The sequence below is a fragment of the Brevibacillus sp. NPDC003359 genome, assembly GCF_042878995.1.
Classification (GTDB): Bacteria; Bacillota; Bacilli; order Brevibacillales; family Brevibacillaceae; genus Brevibacillus.
Window position 1 is genome coordinate 1 of sequence record NZ_JBIAOR010000029.1, and the last position, 22,637, is coordinate 22,637.

Genomic DNA, 22,637 nt, shown 5'->3' on the forward strand with positions numbered 1-22,637 from the left:
AAGTTTGTTACTGGTTCAAAGCTGGCAAATCATTTAATGATAGACTCATTAACGCTTTCGCTGTTCAGTTTTCAAAGAGCATTTTTTGTCGAACGCTTCGTATCTTATCACGTTCGTTATTTGCGAGTCAAGAAGTTTTTTATCGAATCTCGTTTTCTTTTCTCGTATTTTGTCGTCGTTGTTGGCGACAAGTAATAATCTATCACATGTAAAAAGAGAATACAATACCTTTTTTACTAGTTTTTAAAAAAAGATAGAGAAAATAAAAAAGCCCCTATATAAATAGGGACTTTAACAGGCTTACTGTGCTGTATACCCGCCATCGATAACGACAGCCTGACCCGTGACTCCTGCCGCTTTCTTGCTAGCTAAAAAGGCAACGTAGTTCGCTACTTCCTTTACTTGGAGCAGTCGCTTCTGCGGCACCAGCGGGTAGATGACTTCTTCCATCACCTTTTCCAGCGGCACATTTCTTGTCTTAGCCAAATCCGCTAATTGGTTTTGTACCAACGGTGTATCGACATATCCCGGACAAATGGCATTTACCGTAATACCAGCCGCTGCGCCTTCCAGGGCTGCAACCTTGGTGAGCCCGATGACTCCGTGTTTGGCACTGTTGTACGCCGCCTTCCCCGCAAAGCCAATCAAGCCGTTGATCGAAGCCATATTGATGATACGGCCATAACCTTGTTGCTTCATAATGGGAAACGCGTGTTTAATCGCAACAAAAGGCGCTGTCAGCATAATACTGAGCATTTGTTCAAATTTTGCAGTCGGAAACTCTTCTATTGGAGAGACAAATTGCAATCCAGCATTATTCACTAAGATATCGAGTCTGCCAAAAATCTTGACTGTCTGCTGGATGCACTCCTTCATTTGTTCCTCGTCGGTGACATTACAACCAAAGCTGATTGCTTCGTGACCTTCCTTCTGCAATTGGGCGGCAGCTGCTTCCGCTGCTTCCCCATTCAAGTCCAGTATGACGACTTTCGCCCCTTCCTCGGCAAAAGTCAGCGCAATCTCCAATCCAATCCCGCTCGCAGCCCCAGTTACTACTGCTACTTGCTGCCCCAACAACTTCTCCATACCCTACTATCTCCTCTCCTGTTCCACTTTTTCTCTTTCTATAAACTCACTGATCTCTGTTGAAAAATTAGAAAATGGACACGGCGAATGCCAGAATGAACACGACAGCTGTTTTCAAAACCGTGATCGCGAAAATGTCTTTGTACGATTGACGATGAGTCAAACCAGTAATCGCGAGCAGTGTAATGACCGCTCCGTTGTGCGGCAATGTGTCCATACCACCAGAAGACATCGAGGCAATACGGTGCAGCAACTCAGGGCTGATTCCCGCAGCATTTGCCATCTCTAGGTATTGCTTGCTCATAACCTCCAACGCGATCGACATACCGCCCGACGCTGAACCTGTCACACCTGCCAGTACGTTTACAGCCAGTGCCTCAGAAACCAACGGATGATCACTTGCTCCCATAATCCAACCTTGGATGAGCTTGAAGCCCGGCAATGTTTTCACAACGTTTCCGAACCCAACTTCAGAAGCAGTATTGAAGATCGCCAAGAGAGAGCCCATCGCGGCTGCCGTCAAACCACTCGCCAGCTTGTTTTTGACTTGCTTCACATTGATTAAAATTGCGGCAATAATTCCGAGACAGAGCGAAATAATCAGTGACCAAGAAGAGACAACGTTTTTCACTTTCTCAATCTTAAATGATTCTTTGAGGATCGCCGGATCGTACCACGTCTCTACTGTCCAAATCCCTCTGCTGAACAAATAGTTACCCACGAGCACCAATGCCAACGGAAGAATCGCGACCCAGATGTTCATGTAGGATTCATTTTTGATCAACTCTGGCTCATTCGTGTGTCCCTCGCCGTAGCCTTCCCCAGCAGCGACCGCTTGCTTGCGTCTGCGCTCCAGCCATAGCATCCCGCCAATGAAAACCATAATGGCGCCGATCGTTCCAAGAACAGGTGCAGCATAAGCATCCGTACCGAAATAAGTCGTAGGAATGATGTTTTGAATTTGTGGTGTACCTGGCAATGCGTCCATCGTATACGTAAAAGCCCCGAGCGCTATCGTTCCTGGAATGAGACGCTTCGGAATATTTGCTTCACGGAAAATCGCAGCGGCAAACGGATACACCGCAAATGCCACAACAAACAGGGAAACCCCGCCATACGTCAAAATCGAACAAGCCAGAACGACAGCCAAGATCGCACGATTAGAGCCGAGTGCCTTCACAATCGTGTGGGCAATGGACGAGGCAGCCCCGCTCAACTCCATGACTTTTCCGAAAATGGCACCCAGTAAGAAAATAGGGAAGAATGATTTCACATAGTTTGCTGCATTCGTCATAAAGGTTTCGGTGTAGCTCGGCAGCAGAGATATCCCGGAAAGAACAACAGCCAGCAGCGTAAAAATAGGGGCAAATACGATAACAGGATAGCCCCGATACGCAAAAAACATCAGGAGACCGAGCGAAATCAAGATGGATAACACTTCGATGATCATATAATTCTCCTTTCGATTTTCTCCTCCGCTTACAGAGGAAATTCTGTGTATTCACTTGGAGAAAACGCTTTCGCGTTTAACCCAGTTGCATAGACCATGCCAACTCCAGCCGATTGCAGAAAAATCGTTCAACCATACCCGTTCATCGTGCCTAGACTGTTGGTAAGCAGATGATAGCGTTTGCAAATTTTCCGGATTCCCGGAAGTTTCTGTCCGGTTTTATGGAATCTAGCAAAAATCACCCCACCTTTATCGGGTATCTGCTCAAGAAGAGCATTAGGTTTAAGCAGGATGTCATCTTGCTCTATTCCAGAAAACCGGAATCTACCAAAACGTTGTTCCTTCCAATGAAAAAAGCCGCGAACCTGGCTCAACGCCACATCCCCGACTTATACGTGCCTCGTACTACTGATACTTCTCCCACTTTTCGTAAAAGCTGGACTTGCTGATTTGCAACAGCTTGGCGGCAGCAAGCTTGTTCCCTCCTGCTTGCTGCATCGCCTGGTGAAGTGCTTCCTGCTCAACCTCTCCCATGACTTGTTTCAATGGTCGAACGGCATGAGCTGAAACCGGCAAGGACCCGAGCGCCACTTCGTCAAAAACAGGCAGCCAAATATGCTCCTTTTTCAGGACATCGTCTTCGATTAGATGAAGGGCTCGTTCCAGCACGTTTTTCAGTTCCCGTACATTGCCTGGCCAGGAGTAACCCCGAAGTACGTTCCATACCTCTTCATCAATGGCCCTAACCGTAACACCAGTGGACTTGCCAAGCTGTTTGAGCAGATTCGAAACCAGCTCCGGCAAATCCTCCAGACGCTCGCGCAACGGAGGGATCGAGAGTGACACGACATTCAACCGATAATAGAGATCCGCCCGAAACTTCCCTTCCTTGATGTTTTGAAGCATGTCCGAATTCGTGGAAGCGATCACCCGCACATCAATTGGCGTCGTCCGTACAGCACCTACCCGTTCGACTTCCTTTTCCTGCAGCACGCGCAACAGCTTGGCTTGCAGCGGCAACGGCATGTCCCCGATCTCATCCAACAAAATGGTTCCGTGGTTGGCCAGCTCGAACTTTCCTTTTTTTCCGCGGCGAACAGCTCCGGTAAACGCACCTTCTTCATAGCCAAACAGCTCTGATTCCAGCAAAGAATCCGGAATAGCGGCACAATTTACCCGAATGAAGGGACCCATTTTGCGCTTGCTCTCGGCATGAATGGCGTGAGCAAACAGCTCTTTGCCCGTCCCGCTTTCACCTGTGATGAGCACAGTCGAATCGCTTTTCGCAACTTTCTGAGAAAATTTCTTAAGCTCCTGCAGCTTCTGGCTGTACCCGACGATTTGATCAAAATGATAGGTAGCCCCCATCCGCCGCCGCAACTCTTTCTTATAATAGGTCAGCTCATCCTTCAGCTGATCAACCATAGCAGCCAAGGCAGTCAGCTCCTGTACATCCTGGAACAGCACCGTTCCCATCACGGCAATCACTTTGCCTTCATCCATGATCGGGATGCGATGTGCGATCATATTCTGTCCTTTTATTTGCTGGATATCGGCAATCTCGGCTACACCTGCTTGTCCGACAATATGCATCCGCGTATTTTCGATCACCTCTGTCACAGGCTGTCCAATAACGTCCTGTACATTGAGAAATTCCCGATAGCTCCGATTGAATAAGAGTATTTTGCCATCCTTATCCGTCACGATCATCGGTTCATGGGCATTTTCAAAAACGACCTCAAGCAATTTGCTCATCTGCTGGAGATTCCAATCCAAAACCGGCTCCCCCTTTGTCTGAATGCTGCTGTGTCGAACGTTCGCTCATTACTCGTTATTCCAAAATTATACAGGAACGATTAGGGGAGGTGGTGTAATTGTTTGACCAATCGTTTGGGAGCCGCGCACATATAGCCTTCTCGTATGTAATCCTCCATGTCGTTATAGCTAGTCACGTTTTTGGCAAGGATGGAGACCCAGCCGTGATGACCGATATAAGGCGTCTTGTAAAAATACGCCTGCGTTAGCAAAAACTCTTGGGTCGTTTTCAGTACCTTTACAGAAAGGGAGGGGCCATCAGTGCCCCCCTCTCCCATGATAACAAACGGCTTGTCGTTCACGCGAAACGATGTATGTCCAAAAGCGTCTACCTGCTCCGTTACTTCTGGCAACCGCATCGCCAGCTCGCGAACAGTAGCTACCATCTTCAAACCTTCTATAGAAGAAATCTGTTCGTGCACCATCTGGTCCAAGCCTCCCTTTGCTTCCAAACGCTCATATACCAGTCTGTTCTGTACTTTGCACCACGTTTCCTTCCCTCATACGATAAAGCGGCAAAATAAAGCTGAGACCAATGATCATCAGGAATGCAGCGATCCCGTATATGACTGCGAGCGGAAGATGTAGCTTTAATACCCCCGTAATACTCATCATGACGACCATGGAGCCTGTAAACAATGGGGTCAGTATTCCATTCACCCGACCGATAAAGGTACTCTCGGTATTTTTAAGCAGCATGGTATTGATCCCAATTTGAATGGAGGGTAAGAGCAATCCCGCAATGAACTGGGCAACAAGCGTCAGCCACAGATTCGTGGACATCCCGCAAATCGCTACTGCGACCGCATTTCCAAGAAGTCCCATGACCAATAACTTTTGCGGTGGAATCGTTTTGGCAGCTGCCATCGTCATGGCCCCTCCAGCAATCATCCCCACACCTTGGGCGGTAATTAACCATTGCAAGCTTTCTTTTGGCAATTGCAGTTGTTCGGTCACGATAAAAATCCCAAGCGGTTGAATCATTCCCAATGAGAAACCCACAGCCAAAAAGCAAAAGCCAAGCATTGACAATACGCGACTGGAGAACACATAACGAATCCCGCTGACCATCTCCCCAAGCAGTGCCGTTTCTTGCTGTTCTTCTTTCTCGACACGATCTGGCGGCAACAAATACAGGACGCCGGCCGCAGAGAGAAATGCAACCGCAGTGATGACCATAGCAACCTCCATCCCCCATTGCTGGAACACAAACGTACCGACAATCGGACCAAATACCATGAAGATCGCGAAAATAGTCTGATACGCTGACATTCCTACCTGAAGTTGTTCACCAGGTACATGCAGCTTGAACAACTTCATTCCGGACGGTTGAGAAAACTGAGAGAGAATGGCTGAAATGAGTGTGGCAAAAAAGATGGCCTTCCACGAGCCGTAAACGAAGGTAAGCAGCACTCCGACAACCGATAGAGCACTGAGCACCTCACACCAGACCATCGTTTTTCTCGGTTGCCAGCGATCAGCAAACGTACCAGCAAGAAAGGAAAACAGAAAGATTGGTGCATACTCCGCCACAGAAATCATGGAAACTGCGAACGGATCGCCTCCTGTATGATCCATCACAAAGAGCAGAATCGCCATGTTGCGCACCCATACTCCGATTTGCAGCAGAAATGCTGATAACAAAATAGCCCTGACATAGCGGTTTTTCAAAACATTTGACATAAAAAAGCCTCCTTATCCATTGCGATCTGGACAGGAGGCATTGCGTACTATCGTCAAAAAGACATAGAAACCCTTTGATGAGTCTAAAAAGGATCTACCATCTATTCGCCAATATGCACATACTACCCCTATCCAAAAACGCATCGTTTTATCCGATTGGTTTTGTGGAAATAGGAGTTAGCAGATCATTGGCTTAATGGTCACCCTTTCTTGTAGAATAACCCAAGGGTACCACAAAAAGTAAGCCTATGACAAGAAAAATTCGCTTGATCTTGTCCTACGCTTTGTCGACGAGTGTGATGCGTTCAGCTGCTGGAATACGCGGCTGCGCGCCAGGAATCGCGGCTGGATAACCGATGTGCAGGTTCCCCAACACTTTTTCGCCTGGTCGAATGCCCATCGCTTCGCGGAATTCCGGCTCGTGTATCCACGGGTATGTCTCCCATGTCAGACCGATGCCTTTTTCCCACGCCAGCAAGCTAAAGTTATGAATGACAATGCTGGTCGAAGCGAAATCGTCTTGACGCGTAATCAGGTTCGGGCTTTCTTCCATAATGACCGTCATCAGCATAGGAATCGCCATGATTTTATTGTAAAACTTCTCGCCGACTTCTTTCTTTTTCGCAGGATCAATCTCACGCTTTTCCTTCATGATCCGCACGGCCTCCGCGATTCTTCTCTTGCCTTCCCCATATGTCACAATAAAGCGCCACGGCTGTGTCATGTGGTAATTCGGCGCCCACACCGCTGTATCCATCAGCTCTGTAACCAGCGCAGGGTCTACCTCACGATCTGTAAAGCGATGAATCGAACGACGCTCTCTAATCAATTTGGCCAGTTCCATTTCTGTCTCCTCCTTCTCGTTCCAGAGCCATTGCAACGCCCCTGGAAACCTGGCGTTTGCACATGCGCTCAAATGATCTGCCCCTACGTCAATGAGCAAGACTAGCTGATCTGCTGTGAAGCCGCTATCTGCCAAGATTGCATGCACTTCTTTTGTCAGCGGGACCATTTGTTTCTGGACGTTTTGCTTTTTGGCACCTTCCTTACTGCCAACATCCATGTAGATGCGCAGCCCAGGATGATACATTTTCTTTTCCCGCATAAACGGAACTATTCCGTCATACCAATACGATCCCGAGATGCTGCCGATTTTCGTAAAGACGTCCGGATATTGGTGAGCTGCGTACATCGAAATCAAGCCACCTAGGGAAAAACCGATGATGCCTGTCTTCTCCGGTCTTGAGTCAGTCCTGTACTTTCCGTCGATATACGCTTTGCATTCATGGGCGACGTAGGAAAGATATGCGTCGCCCTTCCCACCAAAATCAACATTGCGCTCAGGCGAGATCGCTTTGGAAAACCAGGGCGTATAGTCATCCCTGCGGTTTCCGGGTTGAATGCCGACGAGAATAAGCTCGGGAATCTTCCCTTCTGCAAACCTGTCCTCAATCACTTCTAGCGCAGTACTAAACGCGGGATCAAACAAGTCTCCGCCATCATGGACATACATGACCGGAAAACGGGACGCACTCTTTTCATAGGATGGCGGCAAATATACGAGCAGTGCTCGGTGATGGCATACGTCTGCTAACAATTGTCCCTTCACTATTTGCACATCCCCTCATTATTTTTTTCCTCTGCTCAGCAGATAGAAGAAATACGGCACACCAATGATTGAAATGACAATACCTACTGGCAGCTCAATTGGAGTGAACACCGTTTTGGCCAGAAAGTCAGCCGCCACGACCATCAGCATCCCGATTGTTCCTGACAAGGGAAGAACATAACGGTGCTGGATTCCCGTCAAACGCTTCGCGATATGCGGCGCCATCAAACCAACAAATCCGATGCCCCCGGAAACAGAAACGCACGCGCTCACGATCCCGATACTCGACAGCAGGAGAATATTGCGCTCCTTTTCCACCGAAACACCCAGATTCTTGACGGACTCCTCGCTCAACTGAAGCAAATCGAGAATATGCCCCTTGCGCATCAAAACGGGAATGAGTATGACAAGCCATGGCAGCATCCCGGCAATATGCGTCCAATTGGCACTCCAAATACTTCCGGAGAGCCATACGGTCGCCATTTCAAAATCGTTGGGATTCATTTTTAACGAGAGATATAGCGCCACGGCACCTAATCCAGAGCCAATTGCGATCCCCACCAGAATCAGACGTTGGGGGTCAAGCGCTCCGTTGCGCCAAGCAAACAGATAAATCAATCCAGCCGCGAGCAATCCACCTGTCAAACCGAACAAAGGCATGGCCATGATGGAATACCAGCTCGCATCCATAAATTGTCCACCGAAGAAAAACATAAAGGCGACGATAGCGGCTCCCGCTCCCGCATTAATGCCCAAAATCCCCGGATCAGCCAACCCATTGCGAGTGATTCCCTGAATAACGGTACCAGCGACCCCCAAGCCAAAGCCGACCAATGCCGCAATAACAATCCGCGGCAGGCGAAAATCGAAAATAACCAAGTCGTGTGCCGCTACAAGATCAATACGTAAAAACGTACGGATGACATCCAAGACAGTCATATCAAAAGCACCATTGGTCAAGCTGATGTAAATCGCGATGAAAATCAAGGCGAGGTTGACGAGCAAGAGCAAACGAAATTTGCCTTTTCGATTAGGCATGCTTTCCCCCTCCTCTCTTGTAGATCAAATAGAGGAAGAACGGAACGCCAATAAACGCCGTCACCACACCGATTGGGGTCTCAAACGGACTGTTTAGGAAGCGGCTAAGAACGTCAGACAATGCCAGGAAAATGCCTCCCAGTAATCCTGCACACGGAATGATCCACCGGTAATCAAGACCCACCAAAAAGCGGGTAATGTGCGGAATAATCAGCCCGACAAAGGCGATTTTTCCAGCCAATGCAACGGAAATACCTGTAAGTATGACAACAGCAGTCGTTGCCAGCACTTTGACCATCACTGTTCTCTGTCCGAGACCACGAGAAACTTCTTCACCCAAGGACAAGATCGTAATCGATTTGGACAAAAGAAGTGCGAGAACAATACCCACGATGGCAAAAGGAACAGCAAGCTTGACCAGCCCCGGCTCCAAAAGATGCAATCTCGCATTGTACCAGAAGCTGACGTTTTGCGAGACTTGAAAATAGGTAGAAATCGCAGCCGAGATACTACTCAGAAAGGTTCCCGTAATTGTACCGATGACCGCCATACCCACTGGTGTCAACCCATTCGGCAAAAGTCGAGAAAAGGCGAGAACCATCGCGACCGCGAGTGCTGATCCGACCAAGGACATGGAAATCATCGTGATGCTCGTAGCAGAAGGAATGAACACCATACACAGCGTTACCGCGAAGACCGAACCGTCAGACACACCCATAATAGAGGGGGACGCGAGGTAATTCCTCGTCATCCCCTGCATCAAAGCTCCTGATATCGCCAGAAATGCTCCGATCATGAGTGCGCCCAAAGCTCGCGGCAAGCGAGAGTGCATCACAATTTGATGATCCACGTTCCCTTCATCAAAGGCAAAGAGAGCTTGATAAATGGTTCCGGCATCAATCGACTTGGCTCCGTAATGAATGGAGAGCAAGATTGTAAGCAGAATCACCAATGGCGAAACAGCTAGTATGATCATGGAAGTTGCTTTTTTGGATTGCATAGCCTACCCTCGCCCACTTTTACTTGGCAGACAATTTTTCAACAGCCGCCTTCAGGAATTGTGTTTTACTCCAAGCAGTACCGCCTTGTGCGAGAGGATCGACTACGTTTACGTATACCTTGCCGTTTTTCACTGCATTCACGCTCTTCCAAATCGGGTTGTTCTGCAAATCTTCCAATACGTTCGGTTTGTCTTTATTCTCGTCTGGAGAGAATTGGATGAACAGGTAGTCCGGGTTGATCTGGCTGAATTTCTCCATGGAGATAATTTCTTGTGCCTTCGCCGCTTTTACTTCTTCAGGTGCAGTCAAACCAAGGTCTGCGTACAGAGCTGGGTTGAAGAACACCTTCTCTGGATAGATGTTGATATTTCCTTGGCGCACACGAATCACGAGTACTTTTTTATCTTTCAAGCTCTCGCCCCATTTTGCTTTGGTTGCTTCTGCCTCTGCTTTATACGCTTGGAGCGCTTTTTCGGCTTCCGCTTGTTTGCCAGTCAACTCACCCAGCAATTGCAGATTCGCTTCCCAGTTGGTCGAAATGTGGGACACAGGGAAGGTAGGCGCAATTTTGTTCAATTTCTCAGCCATCTCGGGCGGGAATTTACTGCTTCCCAGAATGACATCAGGCTTCAAGGACAGGATGGTTTCCAGGTTCGGTTGGATTTTTTCCCCGATGGATGTGGCTTCGCCCGTAATCGGTGCAAACATCTCTGGGAATTTACCGCCTACTGAAATCGCTCCTACCGGTTTCACGTTCAGTACCAGCGAATCTTCCATGGACTCCATGCTGCCTACAATGGCGATCCTCTCTGTTTTGCTAGGGACGGTGTATTCTTTATCTAAATATTTAATCGTGCGTGTCTCAGCTTTATTGGCTTCATCGGCCGGCTTTTCAGCTGTAGCTGTTGTCGCAGGTGCCGCAGTAGGTGCAGTCGTGTTAGTCGCTGCCTCTTTTCCTCCGCCGCACGCTGTCAGAGCCAATGTCAGCGCTGCAATGCTCAAGCCTAGGTATATCTTTTTCATTCTGGAAAGACCCCTCTCACAAATGTAAGTTTCACTCCGTATAAGTGATAACGATTATCATTCGTGATTATAAAACATCCACTCTTGCCCGACCATGGACGAAATCCAGAATTAAGATGGACGATCTCCTGATAATAATTTCACGCTCTCTTCTACGATCCGTTCGTGAGCCGTTGCCGAGTATTCCCGCCAAGGGTCGGACGTAATGACATGCGCCCGATTGTTGCGAACAGCTTCGATCTCTTGCCATGGACCAGATGCTTTCAATGCTTGGAAGCATTCCAGTGTTTCAGCCTCTTGGCAAACCAGCAGCAGCAAACGATCCGGCTTGAGCGCAACCAATTCCCCTACGGTCACGAGCTGATCGTATACCCTCTGTTGCGAGTCAAAGACGGGATTAACTTGCAGGTCCTGATAAAACACTTCATTCATACTGCGATTGCAGTGGACATAGAGCTGGTTTTTCAAAACCCGCACGATGAGCACCGTTTCTTCGCCCAGAACGTGTTGAAGCTTTGCCCGTGCCCTCTCCACCTTTTTCTCATACTCGCAAAGCCAATGTTGGGCTTCCACGGACTCACCCAAAAAATCTGCCATGAGCTGTAGTTGTTCTTTCCATCCCTGCTCTTCAAAGGGGACATACAAGGTGGGCGCAATCTCGTTCAGTTGCTTCTGTTCCTGCAAACTCGTCTCATCCAAGCCTATGATGACGTCCGGCTTGGCATCGTGAAGCAATTCGATGTTGGCTTTCCAATTCTGGTTAATCCGAAACGCACTCAGATGTACCGGGATGTCGTTTCGATAAGTGTGATGATAGTAAGCCGTCCATTTAGGGTGCAGTGGCGCCGCGTAAGGAATCATTTTCAAAGCCAGCAAATTCCCTATGATGGTCGAGCCATAGGCTGCAATTTTTCGTTGGCGACTTTTCATATAGAGAGTGGGTGAAACTCCGACAGCTTTCTTGAATTTTCGACTAAAGTAAAATTCGTCGTTGTAGCCCACTTGATGAGCGATATCTCGCAGCTTGGCATGCGACTGCACCATCATCTGCTTCGCCCGGCTGATGCGAAGCTCTGCCAAATAGTCCATAGCTGAGATCCCATACGTTTTTTTGTACAGATCAACGAAATATTTGGGACTCACCTCTGCAATGCGAGCCAGCTGTTCAATCGTCACATTTTCCGAGTAATGCTCTTCCATATGGGCGCGTGCCCGCTCCAGTGCCATTCCAGAATCTGTGGCTGAAAAGTGTGCATGCTTGACGATGTGGTACCATAGCTCTTGAAAAGTGTGTTGGCCGCGGAAACGATCGAGCGCCGTCTCCTGCTTCCATAGATTCTGGATCAGATCACAATAGACAGGAAGTTGCCCTGCCGATTGCACAGATATCTCTCCCCGAAAAGGAAACAGGTGCTTTTCCCGAAGGGCTTGGAAACGCCGATGTCTGTCTCTCGTTTCCATAAAGACATCAAAACGAAGCATGTACATCTCCAAATGATCAGCCGAATCAGGGACGATGCCAAACGTAAGCATAGGTGGACATACGTAAATCGCGTCCTGCCGCAATTGGTACTCCTCGTTCTCCAGCCGCAGGCGTCCGCGTCCCCCGGTTACGACCAGCAAAATATGCGAATGGGTAAATTGCTGGCGTAGTCGGTCATGTCCTTGTGCTTTGAGCCATGTAATGTCACGCAGCTTAAAAATGGCTTCTCCCATGGTCTTCTCGGTAAAATGTTGAACCAAGGCTTGTGTTTCGTTCATGTTCTCACCTCTGCCCGATCCTCTATGTAATTATTGATAATAATTCTCATTATCATCCAATAGAGAAAGTATACCAAAAGTGACGCTTGCTTCCTATCGGGAATATTTGATCGATTTGAACGGATAACTTTAACGTGGTATGGTACGTACCAATAGAAGGGGAACGACGGGAGGGAGTGTCCGTGGAATGCAAGATTGTCGTCGCGGACGACGAGCAGACAATCGTGAGTGCGATTGCTTATGCGCTTGTGCGCGAGGGATTCCAAGTAGAAACAGTAGCAGACGGCGAGGAGGCTTTGCGAAAAGTGTCAAAGGACGCCTATTGCAGCAGCTTTCCTGGTCGCCCGATGGACAGCGCTGGACGCAAGACGCTCAAGTATTTACGATGATTTATCAACTGAAACCATTCAACATAACGGAGTGAAAATGAAGAAATGAAACGATATGTTCTACCTTTTGTCTCTAGCCTCGTCGCGATTACTTTTGTGACAGGGTGCACCTCTGCCCCTGATGAACTGACGGTAAAAGACCCTGCCCCACCTGCAACCGACAACACAGGGAAGCCTCCTGCTGATGCAGCAAAAGGCGAAAAGCCAGCGGATGATTTGCTCAAGCAGTTCACCGTACTCGCTGCGCAAGCCAAGGAAGCGAATGAGCTAACTGCCTTTTTGGATCAGCATCTGGCGAAAACGGACACGAAAACCGCCGATCAATTATTTTTTGCACTTGAGCAGTACTATGAAAAACATTTGCCTACGATAAACGATAACTTCAAGGCACTTCTCGCCCAGCCGGGAAATGCGGATAAACTATATGCATTGCAATACCCATACGATTTCAACAAGCTAGAAGGCGATGACAGCTTCAAGCAATGGCTCCTCAATCAAACAGAGGGCGGACTCGTCTTAAAAGCAACGAACGACATGTCCTTCTACTGGCAAGTGGATTACAAAGCGCTTCAAAAATATGCCGCTTCACTCGGTGAAGAAGGGCTAGACTACTTCTCCATTCAAGAAACGGAAACGGGCAAACCGTATTTGGGGGACCGCGGGTTGCAAATCACGCGGTCCGAGCTCGGACCTAGAATGGTTGAAGTCGAAGAGTATTTGGTCAACTACCGTAGCAGCCCACGTGCAGTGAAGCTCCGTACACTCTATATCGACTATGTCAAAACATTCTTGTCCGATTACCGTTACGATGCCATTGACGAAGCAACAATGAAGCTACTCCCATCCGTCAAAGAAGAGTATCAGAACTTCGCCAAGAAATATGATGCTACGAAAACAGGACAGATCGTCAGGGATTACTTGAGCGAGGTCGCCAAAAACAAGGACGTAATCTTTGAGTCCGGCAAGCCTGGTGAAAGTATCATCGGAGACGCCAAACCGAACATTAGTCAGTTCTGGAACGGGGTCGAAGGGCGGATTACTCGGACAATGAATCCTTAAAAACAAGCAGTATTCGTGGCTGTAGTGGAGGAGAGGGAACAGGAGAAAACGCTCGGCTTCTTGGAACACCCGCTGGGGGATTGACTGCCCGACCCCATGCAAAAAGCGAAACCGCGTCCAAAGTGGTCCAACCAGGAAGTATCTCAGAGGTGGACGCTTAAAGGCGCTGTTTTCTCCTGTTCCCTCTTACAAGCTGCTTGTTTTTTTCTATTGTTCTACCGCGGAGGTTTCGAATAAATAAAAAATGTAATCGGAGGAGGCTCCCGGGTGACCCAGTTGTCTGAGCATGGCGGAGATATTGCCTCGGTGATAGGTTCCGTGGTTGGCGACGTGTTGGACGATGTCGGCATAGCGAGCATGAACGGTGCCCAATGCTGGGTGCGTATAGGCCGAGGTATCTTCCATCGAGATTTGCCCGAAGAAATCTCTGAACTGCTGGGCTGATTCGGCGAACAATTTTCGCAGCTCGTGTACATTCTTCCCTTTTAATTCCTGCAAGAGAACTCCTACTTTTGGTCCTACCTCTTCGTAGCTCTCCCCCTTCATGGCCAACAACCAAACATAATCCGTCTTGAGAATGTGAGCCAACGTCTGGGTGATGGTTGGAAACACGCTCTGAACCTCCTGCTCACTCACTCCCTCTGGTACCTCTTGCAACCGCGCGAATACTTTTTCGTTTGCCCATACATGATATTCGTACAAACGCAATGCTTCATGTTTCATATTCAAGCTGCCTCCATTCATCTCTTCTTTGCTTTCCAATATAAATCAACTCTACTGACAATAGCGGTCAGTGAAATCAAGTCGACTGATAAAAATGAAATAAATCGGCAGCGATGGCAGCCAATCGCTCTTTTACATAGGCTGGCTCTTCAATTTGTATCGATTTTCCGAATGGCAAAAGATAAAGAGGAAGGATCGAATGAGCCATTTGTTCATCTAAGTGAAGGATCACTTGTGCCTCGCTGCGCTCGATCACAGTATGTCCGAGGTACCAATGCCCGCATAAATCAGCGAGTGCCTGTGGCCTTCCTTTGACCTTGAGCAAAATGGTGTTGCCCTGTTTGTCTGTTTCCGGTAGTAAATTCGAGAGAAAAAAATGGCGCGCAGAAAATTCAAGAGGGCGTTGAAAGCTGGCTTCTGTACGTTGGATCTCATGGACACGATCTACACGAAAGCTGCGAATGGTACTGCGCAGATGACAATAGGCAACGATATACCACTTCCCCTTCCAATAAACGAGCCCGTATGGATCGATATGACGCTTTTGTCTCGTTGTCTGGTAGGCTTTCTGATACACCATCGAGAGAGTGTGCCCATTGGCAACAGACACCTCCAGTTCCTGTAAGGTAGATTCGAGGGAGGGGTCAACAGGAGGCTGGATCACCTCGAAACCTATACTATGTCGGTCAATTGCATCACGCTGCTCTTCATTTGTATAACGTTTTAGCTTGGAAATGGCCCGCTGTAAATCTGCTCCGAAGGGATACCCGGCCTCTTGAGCAAAAGCTGCTGCATGAATCAGGGCTTTTTGCTCGTCGAGGTCGAAAAACAAAGGAGCTTCATTGAAATGTTGAAGTAAACTGTAGCCACCATTGTGTCCGGCATCGGAAATGATGGGTACGCCGCTTGCACACAGTGAATCGATATAGCGATAAACGGTGCGAATATTAATCTCGAGAATCTCTGCCAACTGCTTGGCTGTCATTCGCTTGCCGGTCTTCAACAGCCACAGAATGGAGAGCATATTATCGGCTTTGGACATCTACTGATTCGCTCCCCTGAAAAATATCTTCTGATTCTAATAATTACATACAATAGATTTCAACCCATTTCCTCTATCTGCCCCCTCTCCTTTTCTCGACAGGACAGGTCCTTTCTCAATAAGCTGCCAGTTGGAACATGGCGGAAATGGTTGAAAAGGTATATTTCTGCTCACTTAACACCTCAATGACATAGGGCAAGGCGTCCATACTCCCCTTAAGCGTATCTTTCGTACCGCCAGCGGAATGTTGAAGCACGACTGCGCCTGGAGTGACATGTCCCAAGATGTTTCTCGCGACCTGTGGACCGGTGAGACCTTTCCAATCCCAACTATCTACATCCCACAAAATCATTTCGTAGTCATTCGCCGCAAGCAGCTGGATGACATCCTCATTCACTGCTCCATATGGCGGCCGAACTATCCGGGGTCTCACACCTACAACCTTTTTAATCTGATCTGAGGTACGTTCTACCTGCTCATGAACAGCCAAGAGCGGTATTTTCGTAAAGTCAGGGTGGTCCCAACTATGGTTTCCTACCATGTGTCCTTCCTTTACGATCCGCTCCAATATTCTAGGGTTGTACTTCACCATTTGTCCAACACAAAAGAATGTTGCCTTCACCTGATAGTGGGCCAATATGTCTAACACACGAGGCGTCCACAATTGATCCGGTCCATCATCAAAAGTGAGTGCGATTTCCTTCGACTTTTTGAGCTCGTTCACAAGCGTTACCTCCGTATAAGCCAGTATTCTGATGCATTGATGCATAGTATGACTGGGCAATCATTTGGTAACGCTAAAAAAGCCCCTAGTCTGGGCTTTCTGTTTGAGTATGTAACTTACAAAATTTTTTTTAACAACTCTTAAATGAATATAGTATAATGATGATAATGATTTTCATTTTCGTAAAAATTTATACTAGTGCGTATTCAAAAAGACGACTTTTCAGCACCGAGAAAGTGGCGAGAACCTAAAAAGGACGAGCGGAGTGTAGGGGATCTACATGAGCGCCGGACTTTGAAGGTGAACGCCTCTTTCGATGTCGCTATAGCCATCAAAACCTACTTCGTGACCAAAAGTCGACTTTTTGAACTACCTCTATTAGAGAGATTGTTGGATATACATGGAGGGTTAATCACGACAAAGCATGCTCGAAAGGGAGGATTGTATGGGAAAAGTGTTAGAAGTAAAAGATTTGCACGTGTCATTCGATACGTATGCAGGTGAAGTCAAAGCAGTACGGGGCGTCTCCTTCGATCTGGAAAAAGGAGAAACACTGGCGATTGTTGGTGAATCTGGTTCCGGTAAATCCGTAACCTCACAAGCACTTATGCGCCTCATCCCTTCTCCTCCTGGACGCATTCCAAAAGGACAAGTTCTGTTTGAGGGAAGAGATTTGGTTACGCTTTCCGAAAAAGAAATGCAGGATGTTCGCGGTCGCGATATCTCGATGATCTTCCAAGACCCGATGACCTCGCTTAATCCGACAATGACCGTCGGTAACCAAATCATGGAGAGCTTCATCAAGCACCAAAAGCTGAACCGTGCAGAAGCGCGCAGCCGTGCTATTGAGCTGTTGGAAATGGTAGGGATTCCGTTTGCCAAAGAACGTGTCGATCAATACCCGCACCAATTTTCCGGTGGGATGCGCCAACGGATCGTTATTGCTATCGCACTGGCCTGCAATCCAAAAATCATCATCGCCGATGAGCCGACAACTGCTTTGGACGTATCGATTCAAGCGCAAATTTTGGAGCTGCTGAAGGAACTGCAAAAGAAGATGGGTACCTCGATCATCTTCATTACGCATGACCTCGGTGTCGTGGCTAACATGGCAGACCGTGTAGCGGTTATGTATGCAGGTAAAATTGTGGAAATCGGTAAAGTCGATGAAATTTTCTACGATCCTAAGCACCCGTATACATGGGGTCTGTTAGGTTCCATGCCTAGCCTCGATGCTAGCGACGACGAGCTCATGTCCATTCCTGGATCGCCGCCTGACATGTTCAAGCCACCTGTAGGTGACGCCTTCGCAGCTCGTAACCCATTTGCGTTGAAGGTCGACCTGGAATATGAACCACCGATGTTCAAAATCTCCGATACGCACTATGCGGCAACATGGCTCTTGCACGAAATGGCACCGGACATTAAGCCTCCTGCTTCCGCTGTGAGACGAAAGGTGAATACTGATGATGCTGCCGCTGATGCTCCGGTAAGCACCAAAAAAACCTTCAACTACGAGAACCGTGAGAAGCTAGTTGAAGTCAAAGATTTGAAACAGCATTTCGACCTCGGGAATGGTCATACGCTGAAAGCTGTAGATGGCATCACCTTTGACATCTACAAAGGGGAAATCTTTGGTCTTGTGGGTGAATCCGGTTGCGGTAAATCCACTACAGGACGAACCATCCTTCGCCTATACGATGCAACTGGCGGAGAGGTCTTGTTCGATGGGAAAAGTGTACACGGTAAGAAAACGCTCGAAGAAAAGAAATGGCTCAACCGCAAAATTCAAATGATCTTCCAAGACCCGTACTCGTCGTTGAATCCACGTCTGACCGTATCGGATATTATTGCAGAAGGTCTGGACATTCATCGTCTGGCGAACAAGGAAGCACGCATTGCTAAGGTACACGAGCTGTTGGAAACCGTTGGCCTCAACCGTGAGCACGCAAACCGTTACCCGCATGAGTTCAGCGGCGGACAACGCCAACGGATCGGGATTGCAAGGGCATTGGCTGTTGATCCGGAATTCATCATTGCCGATGAACCGATCTCTGCGCTCGACGTGTCCATTCAGGCGCAGGTTATTAATCTGCTCAAGCGCCTGCAAAAGGAAAAAGGCCTGACCTATCTGTTCATCGCCCATGACCTGTCCATGGTCAAATACATCAGTGACCGCATTGGTGTCATGTACCGCGGACGAATTGTAGAGCTGGCAGAAAGTAATCGCCTGTACGAGAATCCGATTCATCCGTACACCAAATCGTTGCTCTCGGCAATTCCTTTGCCAGACCCTGATTATGAGCGCAACCGTAAGCGCATCGTTTTCGATGATCAGGAATATTTGCGAGATCAAGGGGAAGAACGCGTCTTGCGTGAAATTGAGCGCGGTCACTTTGTCGCTTGCACCCAGAAAGAATTCGAAAGATACGGCGGCGGCGTTTTGGTGTAAAACCATAAATAAGAAAAGGGAGAGAGCTTCGACAGCTCATCTCCCTTTTTTATTTAGTCCTTCGTTCGTAAGAGTCTCATGCTGTTTAAGATGACCAGCAATGCGGCTCCAGTATCACTGAGCACCGCCAGCCACAAGGTTAGATAGCCTGGGAATATCAACACGAGTGCAACCAGCTTCACGATGATCGAAAACCAGATGTTTTGCTTGATAATGGTGAGCGCTTTTCTGCTGACCTTCATCGTGTGCGGCAGCTTTTCGAGATTGTCGGCCATCAACACGATATCAGCGGTTTCCATTGCCGTATCGGTGCCTGCTCCACCCATGGCAATACCCAAGTCAGCTGATGCGAGAGCAGGCGCATCGTTGATCCCGTCACCCACCATGGCGACGACCTTGCCTTCTTGTTGGAGTTTCTTAACCGCCTCTACCTTATCTTGTGGCAACAGCTCTGCAAAATAACGATTCACACCCGTCTGACTCGCTACTTTTTTCGCCGTACCCGCATTGTCCCCGGTCAGCATCACGATGTCTTCGATTCCTGCGGCCTTGAGCTTGCCAATGGCACTAACTGTAATCTCACGAATGGTGTCAGCAACAGCAATCATCCCGATCAATTTCGTTGAGGTACCGATGACCACCAGCGTATTTCCTTCAGTTTGCAGCGACTCGATCTGCGTTTGCCATGCCGACAGATCGACCCCCAGCTCTTGAAACAAGGCGGGCTTCCCTGCATAGAATGTTTCGGTTCCGATGACAGCGCTCGCCCCTTTTCCGACGATCGCCTTGAAATCTTGCCCGCTCTGGGAAACAACCTGCTTTTGTTTGGCATAGGTGAGAATCGCTTGCGCAATCGGATGGGAAGAACGCTCTTCAATCGTTCTGGCGATAGACACTACTTCGTCCTCGCTTCCCTCCATCTCGATAACTGCTGCAACCTGTGGTTTCCCTTCCGTCAATGTGCCCGTTTTATCGAAGGCAATCGCGGTGATCGCTCCTGCCTTTTCCAAAAACGTACCGCCCTTGATCAGGACGCCGTTTCTCGCTGCGTTCCCAATCGCGGACACAATCGCAACTGGCGTGGAAATGACCAGCGCGCACGGGCAAGCAACAACCAGCAGCTCAAGTCCTCTGTAAAACCATTCTCCCCATGTACCGAGTCCGAGTAATGGCGGGAATACAATCACGAGCAAAGCAAGCACGAGCACGATTGGCGTGTAGATCGCAGCGAATTTATCAACAAATGCCTGAGTAGGCGCTTTTTTCTCCTGCGCTTCCTCTACGAGATGAATGATTCTGGCAATCGCCGTATCCTCCACCAGCTTTGTTACCTTGATCTCCACCGCGCCGCTTTCGTTGACGCTCCCTGCAAAAACACTGTCGCCGACCAGCTTATCTACGGGAATCGATTCACCTGTAATCGGGGCCTGATTGACGCTCGATGTCCCGTGAACAACCACACCATCCAGCGGGATTTTCTCTCCCGGCTTCACTACGATGACTTGGCCGACAGTGATGTCCTCTACTGGCTTGCGGGTAAGAGACTCCCCTACCTTGACCCACGCCTCGGGCGGAGCCAAATCCATCAGATTGCGTATGGAGTCGCGCGTTTTTTCAATCGACTTGGTCTGCAACAAGTTTCCGATGGAAAAGAGCCAGACAACCGTCGCGCCCTCCAGCCACTCACCAATTAACGCTGCTCCTACAGCCGCAACAGACATCAATACGTTCATATCCAGTGAACCGCTTTTCATCGCGTAAAAAGCACTGCGTGCAGGTCGGTAGCCGCCACTTATGATCGACAACGCATAGAGCACAGTAACGACCAAGGGTGATATGCTAGGCGATAAGGAACCTAGAAAACCGAGAGCCAACAGTACACCGGAAATCGTCGTCAGTGCCGTCCCTGCTTGATCCGTTTTCGGAATGGCTTTGGCCGTGCGTCTCGTAAGCAGCATGGCACTGTAGCCAGCCTTCCCGACTTCCTTGACCACCGCATCTTCTCCCAACCCATCCGCGACGAGTTGCATTTTACCCGTGGAAAAGTTCACGTTTACCTCTTTTACGGCAGGCAACGTCTGCATATGCTTTTCCAGCGATTTGGCGCACGAACTGCAATCCATACCTGTAACGCGATAAACAACAGCCTGTGAAGAAAGAATACCCGCGCCTTCTGTTGCCGCAGCCGCAGGCTCGAGAACCGTGAGAATTTTTCCAGCATGCTTATGTTCACTGCCGCATTGATGCCCACTGCAACATTCTTCTTTTTTTCGTTCTTCTGCCATCTGTTTTCACCTTTTTCCAAGCATCTATTTTGCCCAGCTTCGAATGAAATCAATCCACAAACATTCAAACAAACATTTAATTATTATATTATCGCATCCTTCTGGATCGTTCAAGAATTGATTTGAATATTTCGCCCATTTTTTTTACATATCGAAAATAGAGAAAAAGACCCCTATTACTAGGAGTCTTGTTACTTGGTACGGGCTTCTACTGGTGTTGGGGTGGTCTGCCAACGCTCACCACAGTCCAGACAGATGCACTTGATTACTTTACGCTTTTCTAAGGCAAGACGAACGGCAAACAGGATAAATGCCCCTGACAGTCCGAGGAACAAAAAGATAACAGGTGTCCCTTTCACCGAAATGCCGATCAAGGCAAGCACTGCCAAAACCGCGACATAAATGGTTATGTATAATGGCTTATTAATCGATTCCGTCAAATCGATTTTTGCAGACCGGCACTTCGGGCACTTTGGTTGCGCACTCATGGTATTCTCTCCCCATTTCATTGGATCATGTTCATCTTACACGAAAACAGGGAGGGACACTACACTGCCATGAAAATGTTGTTTTTCCTTTTCACTTTCTCCGCGAATGTCTATAATAGTAGGACATTGTAGAGCATGAGGTGATGGTTACAGTGGATGACATCTGTGAAATCCAATGTTTTGATGAGGAAAAAGTAAATCGGTTAAAGCCGTTCGCCACAGAATCAGAAGGGGTAGCAAAAATCTTCAAGGCGTTGGCCGACGACACCCGCGCCAAAATCATTCACATCCTCTCGATGGAAGACGAGCTCTGTGTCTGTGATGTGGCTGCCATCATCGGAAGCTCGATCGCTAACACCTCCCACCATCTGCGGCTTTTGCGCAACATGGGACTGGCCAAGTATCGCAAAGAAGGAAAGCTCGTTTTTTACTCGTTGGATGATGACCATGTACGCCATCTCATATCTGCGGGGATTGAACACGCCAAAGAACAGAAAACCATTGTCCGAGCTACCTGATTGCTCGGGCTTTTTTATTTCTCCAGCATGTTAAACATTTGATTAACCATGGCGATTTACACTCGTTTTCCGGGTAAACGGCTTCCTGATCGCCTCTATTCCGAGAAAGATAAGGAAGTAGCCTATCGAAGCGAACACAAAAATCGTTGCCTGCGGATAAAACAAGGAAGCATCCGGATCAACACTCATTAGCCATTGCAGAAGCACAGGCACATAGCCGATGACGGCATATCCGCAGAAACGCACAGCGTATTTTTTCCACCCGTTCAAGTATGGTGACCTGTTCACTAGCCAGTCCACGAATACCGACAGCCATACGAAGACAATCAGGTTCAATACCATGCTCAAGAGCACACCCAGCAAATACTCTTGTCCGAACCCGTACGGTGCACTTGGATCACGATAGATGTAGGTGATCCAAGCAGCATACAGACCGGTAAAGAAAGAGGATAGGACTGCCGCGAGTACACGCATGCCGATTTTCATGGAAA

Annotated in this window: 22 protein-coding genes; 5 read left to right on the plus strand and 17 right to left on the minus strand. The window is 48.3% G+C overall.

Translation table 11 applies throughout. The features are described 5' to 3' along the window. A partial coding sequence (locus ACFYU8_RS30575; RefSeq protein WP_390307007.1) for a hypothetical protein occupies positions 1 to 195 on the plus strand: 195 nt, incomplete at its 5' end. 105 nt (positions 196 to 300) lie between these two features. Here ACFYU8_RS30575 and ACFYU8_RS30580 read toward each other — a convergent pair. From ACFYU8_RS30580 to ACFYU8_RS30630, 11 genes are all read right to left on the minus strand, one after another. Further along, positions 301 to 1,086, minus strand: coding sequence for a 3-hydroxybutyrate dehydrogenase (locus ACFYU8_RS30580; protein WP_390307005.1), 786 nt, complete (start codon positions 1,084 to 1,086; stop codon positions 301 to 303). A 67-nt stretch (positions 1,087 to 1,153) separates the two neighbouring features. Next, positions 1,154 to 2,536 carry a GntP family permease gene (locus ACFYU8_RS30585; RefSeq protein ID WP_390307003.1) on the minus strand — a complete coding sequence of 461 codons (1,383 nt, stop codon included), beginning with the start codon at positions 2,534 to 2,536 and terminating at the stop codon, positions 1,154 to 1,156. Between the two features lie 128 nt (positions 2,537 to 2,664). Next, positions 2,665 to 2,910, minus strand: coding sequence for a hypothetical protein (locus tag ACFYU8_RS30590; protein ID WP_390307001.1), 246 nt, complete (start codon positions 2,908 to 2,910; stop codon positions 2,665 to 2,667). A gap of 31 nt (positions 2,911 to 2,941) precedes the next feature. Then, complete coding sequence (locus tag ACFYU8_RS30595; protein WP_390306999.1) at positions 2,942 to 4,312, minus strand: sigma-54 interaction domain-containing protein; 1,371 nt, start codon at positions 4,310 to 4,312, stop codon at positions 2,942 to 2,944. Between the two features lie 80 nt (positions 4,313 to 4,392). Further along, positions 4,393 to 4,776 (minus strand): MmcQ/YjbR family DNA-binding protein, encoded by a 384-nt coding sequence (locus ACFYU8_RS30600; protein ID WP_390306997.1) that lies wholly within the window; start codon positions 4,774 to 4,776, stop codon positions 4,393 to 4,395. Positions 4,777 to 4,807: 31 nt separating this feature from the next. Beyond that, positions 4,808 to 6,034, minus strand: a complete 1,227-nt coding sequence (locus ACFYU8_RS30605) for an MFS transporter (RefSeq protein WP_390306995.1) — start codon at positions 6,032 to 6,034, stop codon at positions 4,808 to 4,810. A gap of 277 nt (positions 6,035 to 6,311) precedes the next feature. After that, positions 6,312 to 7,643, minus strand: coding sequence for an alpha/beta hydrolase-fold protein (locus ACFYU8_RS30610; RefSeq protein ID WP_390306992.1), 1,332 nt, complete (start codon positions 7,641 to 7,643; stop codon positions 6,312 to 6,314). A gap of 18 nt (positions 7,644 to 7,661) precedes the next feature. Next, positions 7,662 to 8,681, minus strand: a complete 1,020-nt coding sequence (locus tag ACFYU8_RS30615; RefSeq protein WP_390306990.1) for a FecCD family ABC transporter permease — start codon at positions 8,679 to 8,681, stop codon at positions 7,662 to 7,664. Further along, positions 8,674 to 9,681 (minus strand): FecCD family ABC transporter permease, encoded by a 1,008-nt coding sequence (locus ACFYU8_RS30620; protein ID WP_390306988.1) that lies wholly within the window; start codon positions 9,679 to 9,681, stop codon positions 8,674 to 8,676. Before ACFYU8_RS30620 ends, ACFYU8_RS30615 begins: the two co-directional genes overlap by 8 nt. A 19-nt stretch (positions 9,682 to 9,700) precedes the next feature. Beyond that, positions 9,701 to 10,705 (minus strand): ABC transporter substrate-binding protein, encoded by a 1,005-nt coding sequence (locus ACFYU8_RS30625; protein WP_390306986.1) that lies wholly within the window; start codon positions 10,703 to 10,705, stop codon positions 9,701 to 9,703. A gap of 111 nt (positions 10,706 to 10,816) precedes the next feature. Then, a complete protein-coding gene (locus tag ACFYU8_RS30630) occupies positions 10,817 to 12,466 on the minus strand; it encodes an ABC transporter substrate-binding protein (RefSeq protein WP_390306984.1) in 1,650 nt (549 codons plus the stop codon). Positions 12,467 to 12,648: 182 nt separating this feature from the next. Between ACFYU8_RS30630 and ACFYU8_RS30635 the strand changes: the two genes are divergently transcribed. Together ACFYU8_RS30635 and ACFYU8_RS30640 are read left to right on the plus strand one after the other, a co-directional pair. Beyond that, positions 12,649 to 12,855: a response regulator transcription factor gene (locus ACFYU8_RS30635; protein ID WP_390306981.1), complete on the plus strand. Its 207-nt coding sequence runs from the start codon at positions 12,649 to 12,651 to the stop codon at positions 12,853 to 12,855. 45 nt (positions 12,856 to 12,900) lie between these two features. After that, positions 12,901 to 13,914 (plus strand): ATP-binding protein, encoded by a 1,014-nt coding sequence (locus tag ACFYU8_RS30640; RefSeq protein ID WP_390306979.1) that lies wholly within the window; start codon positions 12,901 to 12,903, stop codon positions 13,912 to 13,914. A 207-nt stretch (positions 13,915 to 14,121) separates the two neighbouring features. Here ACFYU8_RS30640 and ACFYU8_RS30645 read toward each other — a convergent pair whose 3' ends face one another. The 3 genes from ACFYU8_RS30645 to ACFYU8_RS30655 all read right to left on the minus strand — a co-directional run bounded on the left by ACFYU8_RS30645 (position 14,122) and on the right by ACFYU8_RS30655 (position 16,403). Further along, positions 14,122 to 14,637, minus strand: coding sequence for a DinB family protein (locus ACFYU8_RS30645; protein WP_390306978.1), 516 nt, complete (start codon positions 14,635 to 14,637; stop codon positions 14,122 to 14,124). A gap of 76 nt (positions 14,638 to 14,713) precedes the next feature. Continuing rightward, positions 14,714 to 15,679 carry a helix-turn-helix transcriptional regulator gene (locus tag ACFYU8_RS30650; protein ID WP_390306976.1) on the minus strand — a complete coding sequence of 322 codons (966 nt, stop codon included), beginning with the start codon at positions 15,677 to 15,679 and terminating at the stop codon, positions 14,714 to 14,716. A gap of 115 nt (positions 15,680 to 15,794) precedes the next feature. Continuing rightward, positions 15,795 to 16,403 carry a polysaccharide deacetylase family protein gene (locus tag ACFYU8_RS30655; protein ID WP_390306974.1) on the minus strand — a complete coding sequence of 203 codons (609 nt, stop codon included), beginning with the start codon at positions 16,401 to 16,403 and terminating at the stop codon, positions 15,795 to 15,797. A gap of 445 nt (positions 16,404 to 16,848) precedes the next feature. Between ACFYU8_RS30655 and ACFYU8_RS30660 the strand changes: the two genes are divergently transcribed. Beyond that, positions 16,849 to 18,855: an ABC transporter ATP-binding protein gene (locus ACFYU8_RS30660; RefSeq protein WP_390306971.1), complete on the plus strand. Its 2,007-nt coding sequence runs from the start codon at positions 16,849 to 16,851 to the stop codon at positions 18,853 to 18,855. A gap of 53 nt (positions 18,856 to 18,908) precedes the next feature. On the opposite strand, the gene ACFYU8_RS30665 is transcribed toward ACFYU8_RS30660, so the two are convergent. Both ACFYU8_RS30665 and ACFYU8_RS30670 read right to left on the minus strand, forming a co-directional pair. Then, positions 18,909 to 21,140, minus strand: coding sequence for a heavy metal translocating P-type ATPase (locus ACFYU8_RS30665; RefSeq protein WP_390306969.1), 2,232 nt, complete (start codon positions 21,138 to 21,140; stop codon positions 18,909 to 18,911). Positions 21,141 to 21,331: 191 nt separating this feature from the next. Then, entirely contained in the window at positions 21,332 to 21,628 is a 297-nt protein-coding gene (locus ACFYU8_RS30670; protein ID WP_390306967.1) for a hypothetical protein, read from the minus strand. 143 nt (positions 21,629 to 21,771) lie between these two features. Here ACFYU8_RS30670 and ACFYU8_RS30675 point away from each other — a divergent pair, with 143 nt between their 5' ends. Continuing rightward, the gene (locus ACFYU8_RS30675) at positions 21,772 to 22,146 is read left to right on the plus strand and encodes an ArsR/SmtB family transcription factor (RefSeq protein WP_035290894.1); all 375 of its coding nucleotides are present in this window, start codon (positions 21,772 to 21,774) and stop codon (positions 22,144 to 22,146) included. 42 nt (positions 22,147 to 22,188) lie between these two features. Here ACFYU8_RS30675 and ACFYU8_RS30680 read toward each other — a convergent pair whose 3' ends face one another. Continuing rightward, a complete protein-coding gene (locus ACFYU8_RS30680; protein ID WP_390306965.1) occupies positions 22,189 to 22,632 on the minus strand; it encodes a hypothetical protein in 444 nt (147 codons plus the stop codon). Between the last annotated feature and the right edge of the window lie 5 nt (positions 22,633 to 22,637).

Excerpts from the sequence above, each read along its gene's own strand:
- ACFYU8_RS30580 (WP_390307005.1), bottom strand. The coding sequence starts at position 1,086 with ATGGAGAAGTTGTTGGGGCAGCAAGTAGCAGTAGTAACTGGGGCTGCG.
- ACFYU8_RS30585 (WP_390307003.1), bottom strand. The coding sequence starts at position 2,536 with ATGATCATCGAAGTGTTATCCATCTTGATTTCGCTCGGTCTCCTGATG.
- ACFYU8_RS30600 (WP_390306997.1), bottom strand. The coding sequence starts at position 4,776 with ATGGTGCACGAACAGATTTCTTCTATAGAAGGTTTGAAGATGGTAGCT.
- ACFYU8_RS30605 (WP_390306995.1), bottom strand. The coding sequence starts at position 6,034 with ATGTCAAATGTTTTGAAAAACCGCTATGTCAGGGCTATTTTGTTATCA.
- ACFYU8_RS30615 (WP_390306990.1), bottom strand. The coding sequence starts at position 8,681 with ATGCCTAATCGAAAAGGCAAATTTCGTTTGCTCTTGCTCGTCAACCTC.
- ACFYU8_RS30620 (WP_390306988.1), bottom strand. The coding sequence starts at position 9,681 with ATGCAATCCAAAAAAGCAACTTCCATGATCATACTAGCTGTTTCGCCA.
- ACFYU8_RS30625 (WP_390306986.1), bottom strand. The coding sequence starts at position 10,705 with ATGAAAAAGATATACCTAGGCTTGAGCATTGCAGCGCTGACATTGGCT.
- ACFYU8_RS30630 (WP_390306984.1), bottom strand. The coding sequence starts at position 12,466 with ATGAACGAAACACAAGCCTTGGTTCAACATTTTACCGAGAAGACCATG.
- ACFYU8_RS30640 (WP_390306979.1), top strand. The coding sequence starts at position 12,901 with ATGAAACGATATGTTCTACCTTTTGTCTCTAGCCTCGTCGCGATTACT.
- ACFYU8_RS30645 (WP_390306978.1), bottom strand. The coding sequence starts at position 14,637 with ATGAAACATGAAGCATTGCGTTTGTACGAATATCATGTATGGGCAAAC.
- ACFYU8_RS30650 (WP_390306976.1), bottom strand. The coding sequence starts at position 15,679 with ATGTCCAAAGCCGATAATATGCTCTCCATTCTGTGGCTGTTGAAGACC.
- ACFYU8_RS30660 (WP_390306971.1), top strand. The coding sequence starts at position 16,849 with ATGGGAAAAGTGTTAGAAGTAAAAGATTTGCACGTGTCATTCGATACG.
- ACFYU8_RS30665 (WP_390306969.1), bottom strand. The coding sequence starts at position 21,140 with ATGGCAGAAGAACGAAAAAAAGAAGAATGTTGCAGTGGGCATCAATGC.
- ACFYU8_RS30670 (WP_390306967.1), bottom strand. The coding sequence starts at position 21,628 with ATGAGTGCGCAACCAAAGTGCCCGAAGTGCCGGTCTGCAAAAATCGAT.
- ACFYU8_RS30675 (WP_035290894.1), top strand. The coding sequence starts at position 21,772 with ATGGTTACAGTGGATGACATCTGTGAAATCCAATGTTTTGATGAGGAA.
- ACFYU8_RS30680 (WP_390306965.1), bottom strand. The coding sequence starts at position 22,632 with ATGAAAATCGGCATGCGTGTACTCGCGGCAGTCCTATCCTCTTTCTTT.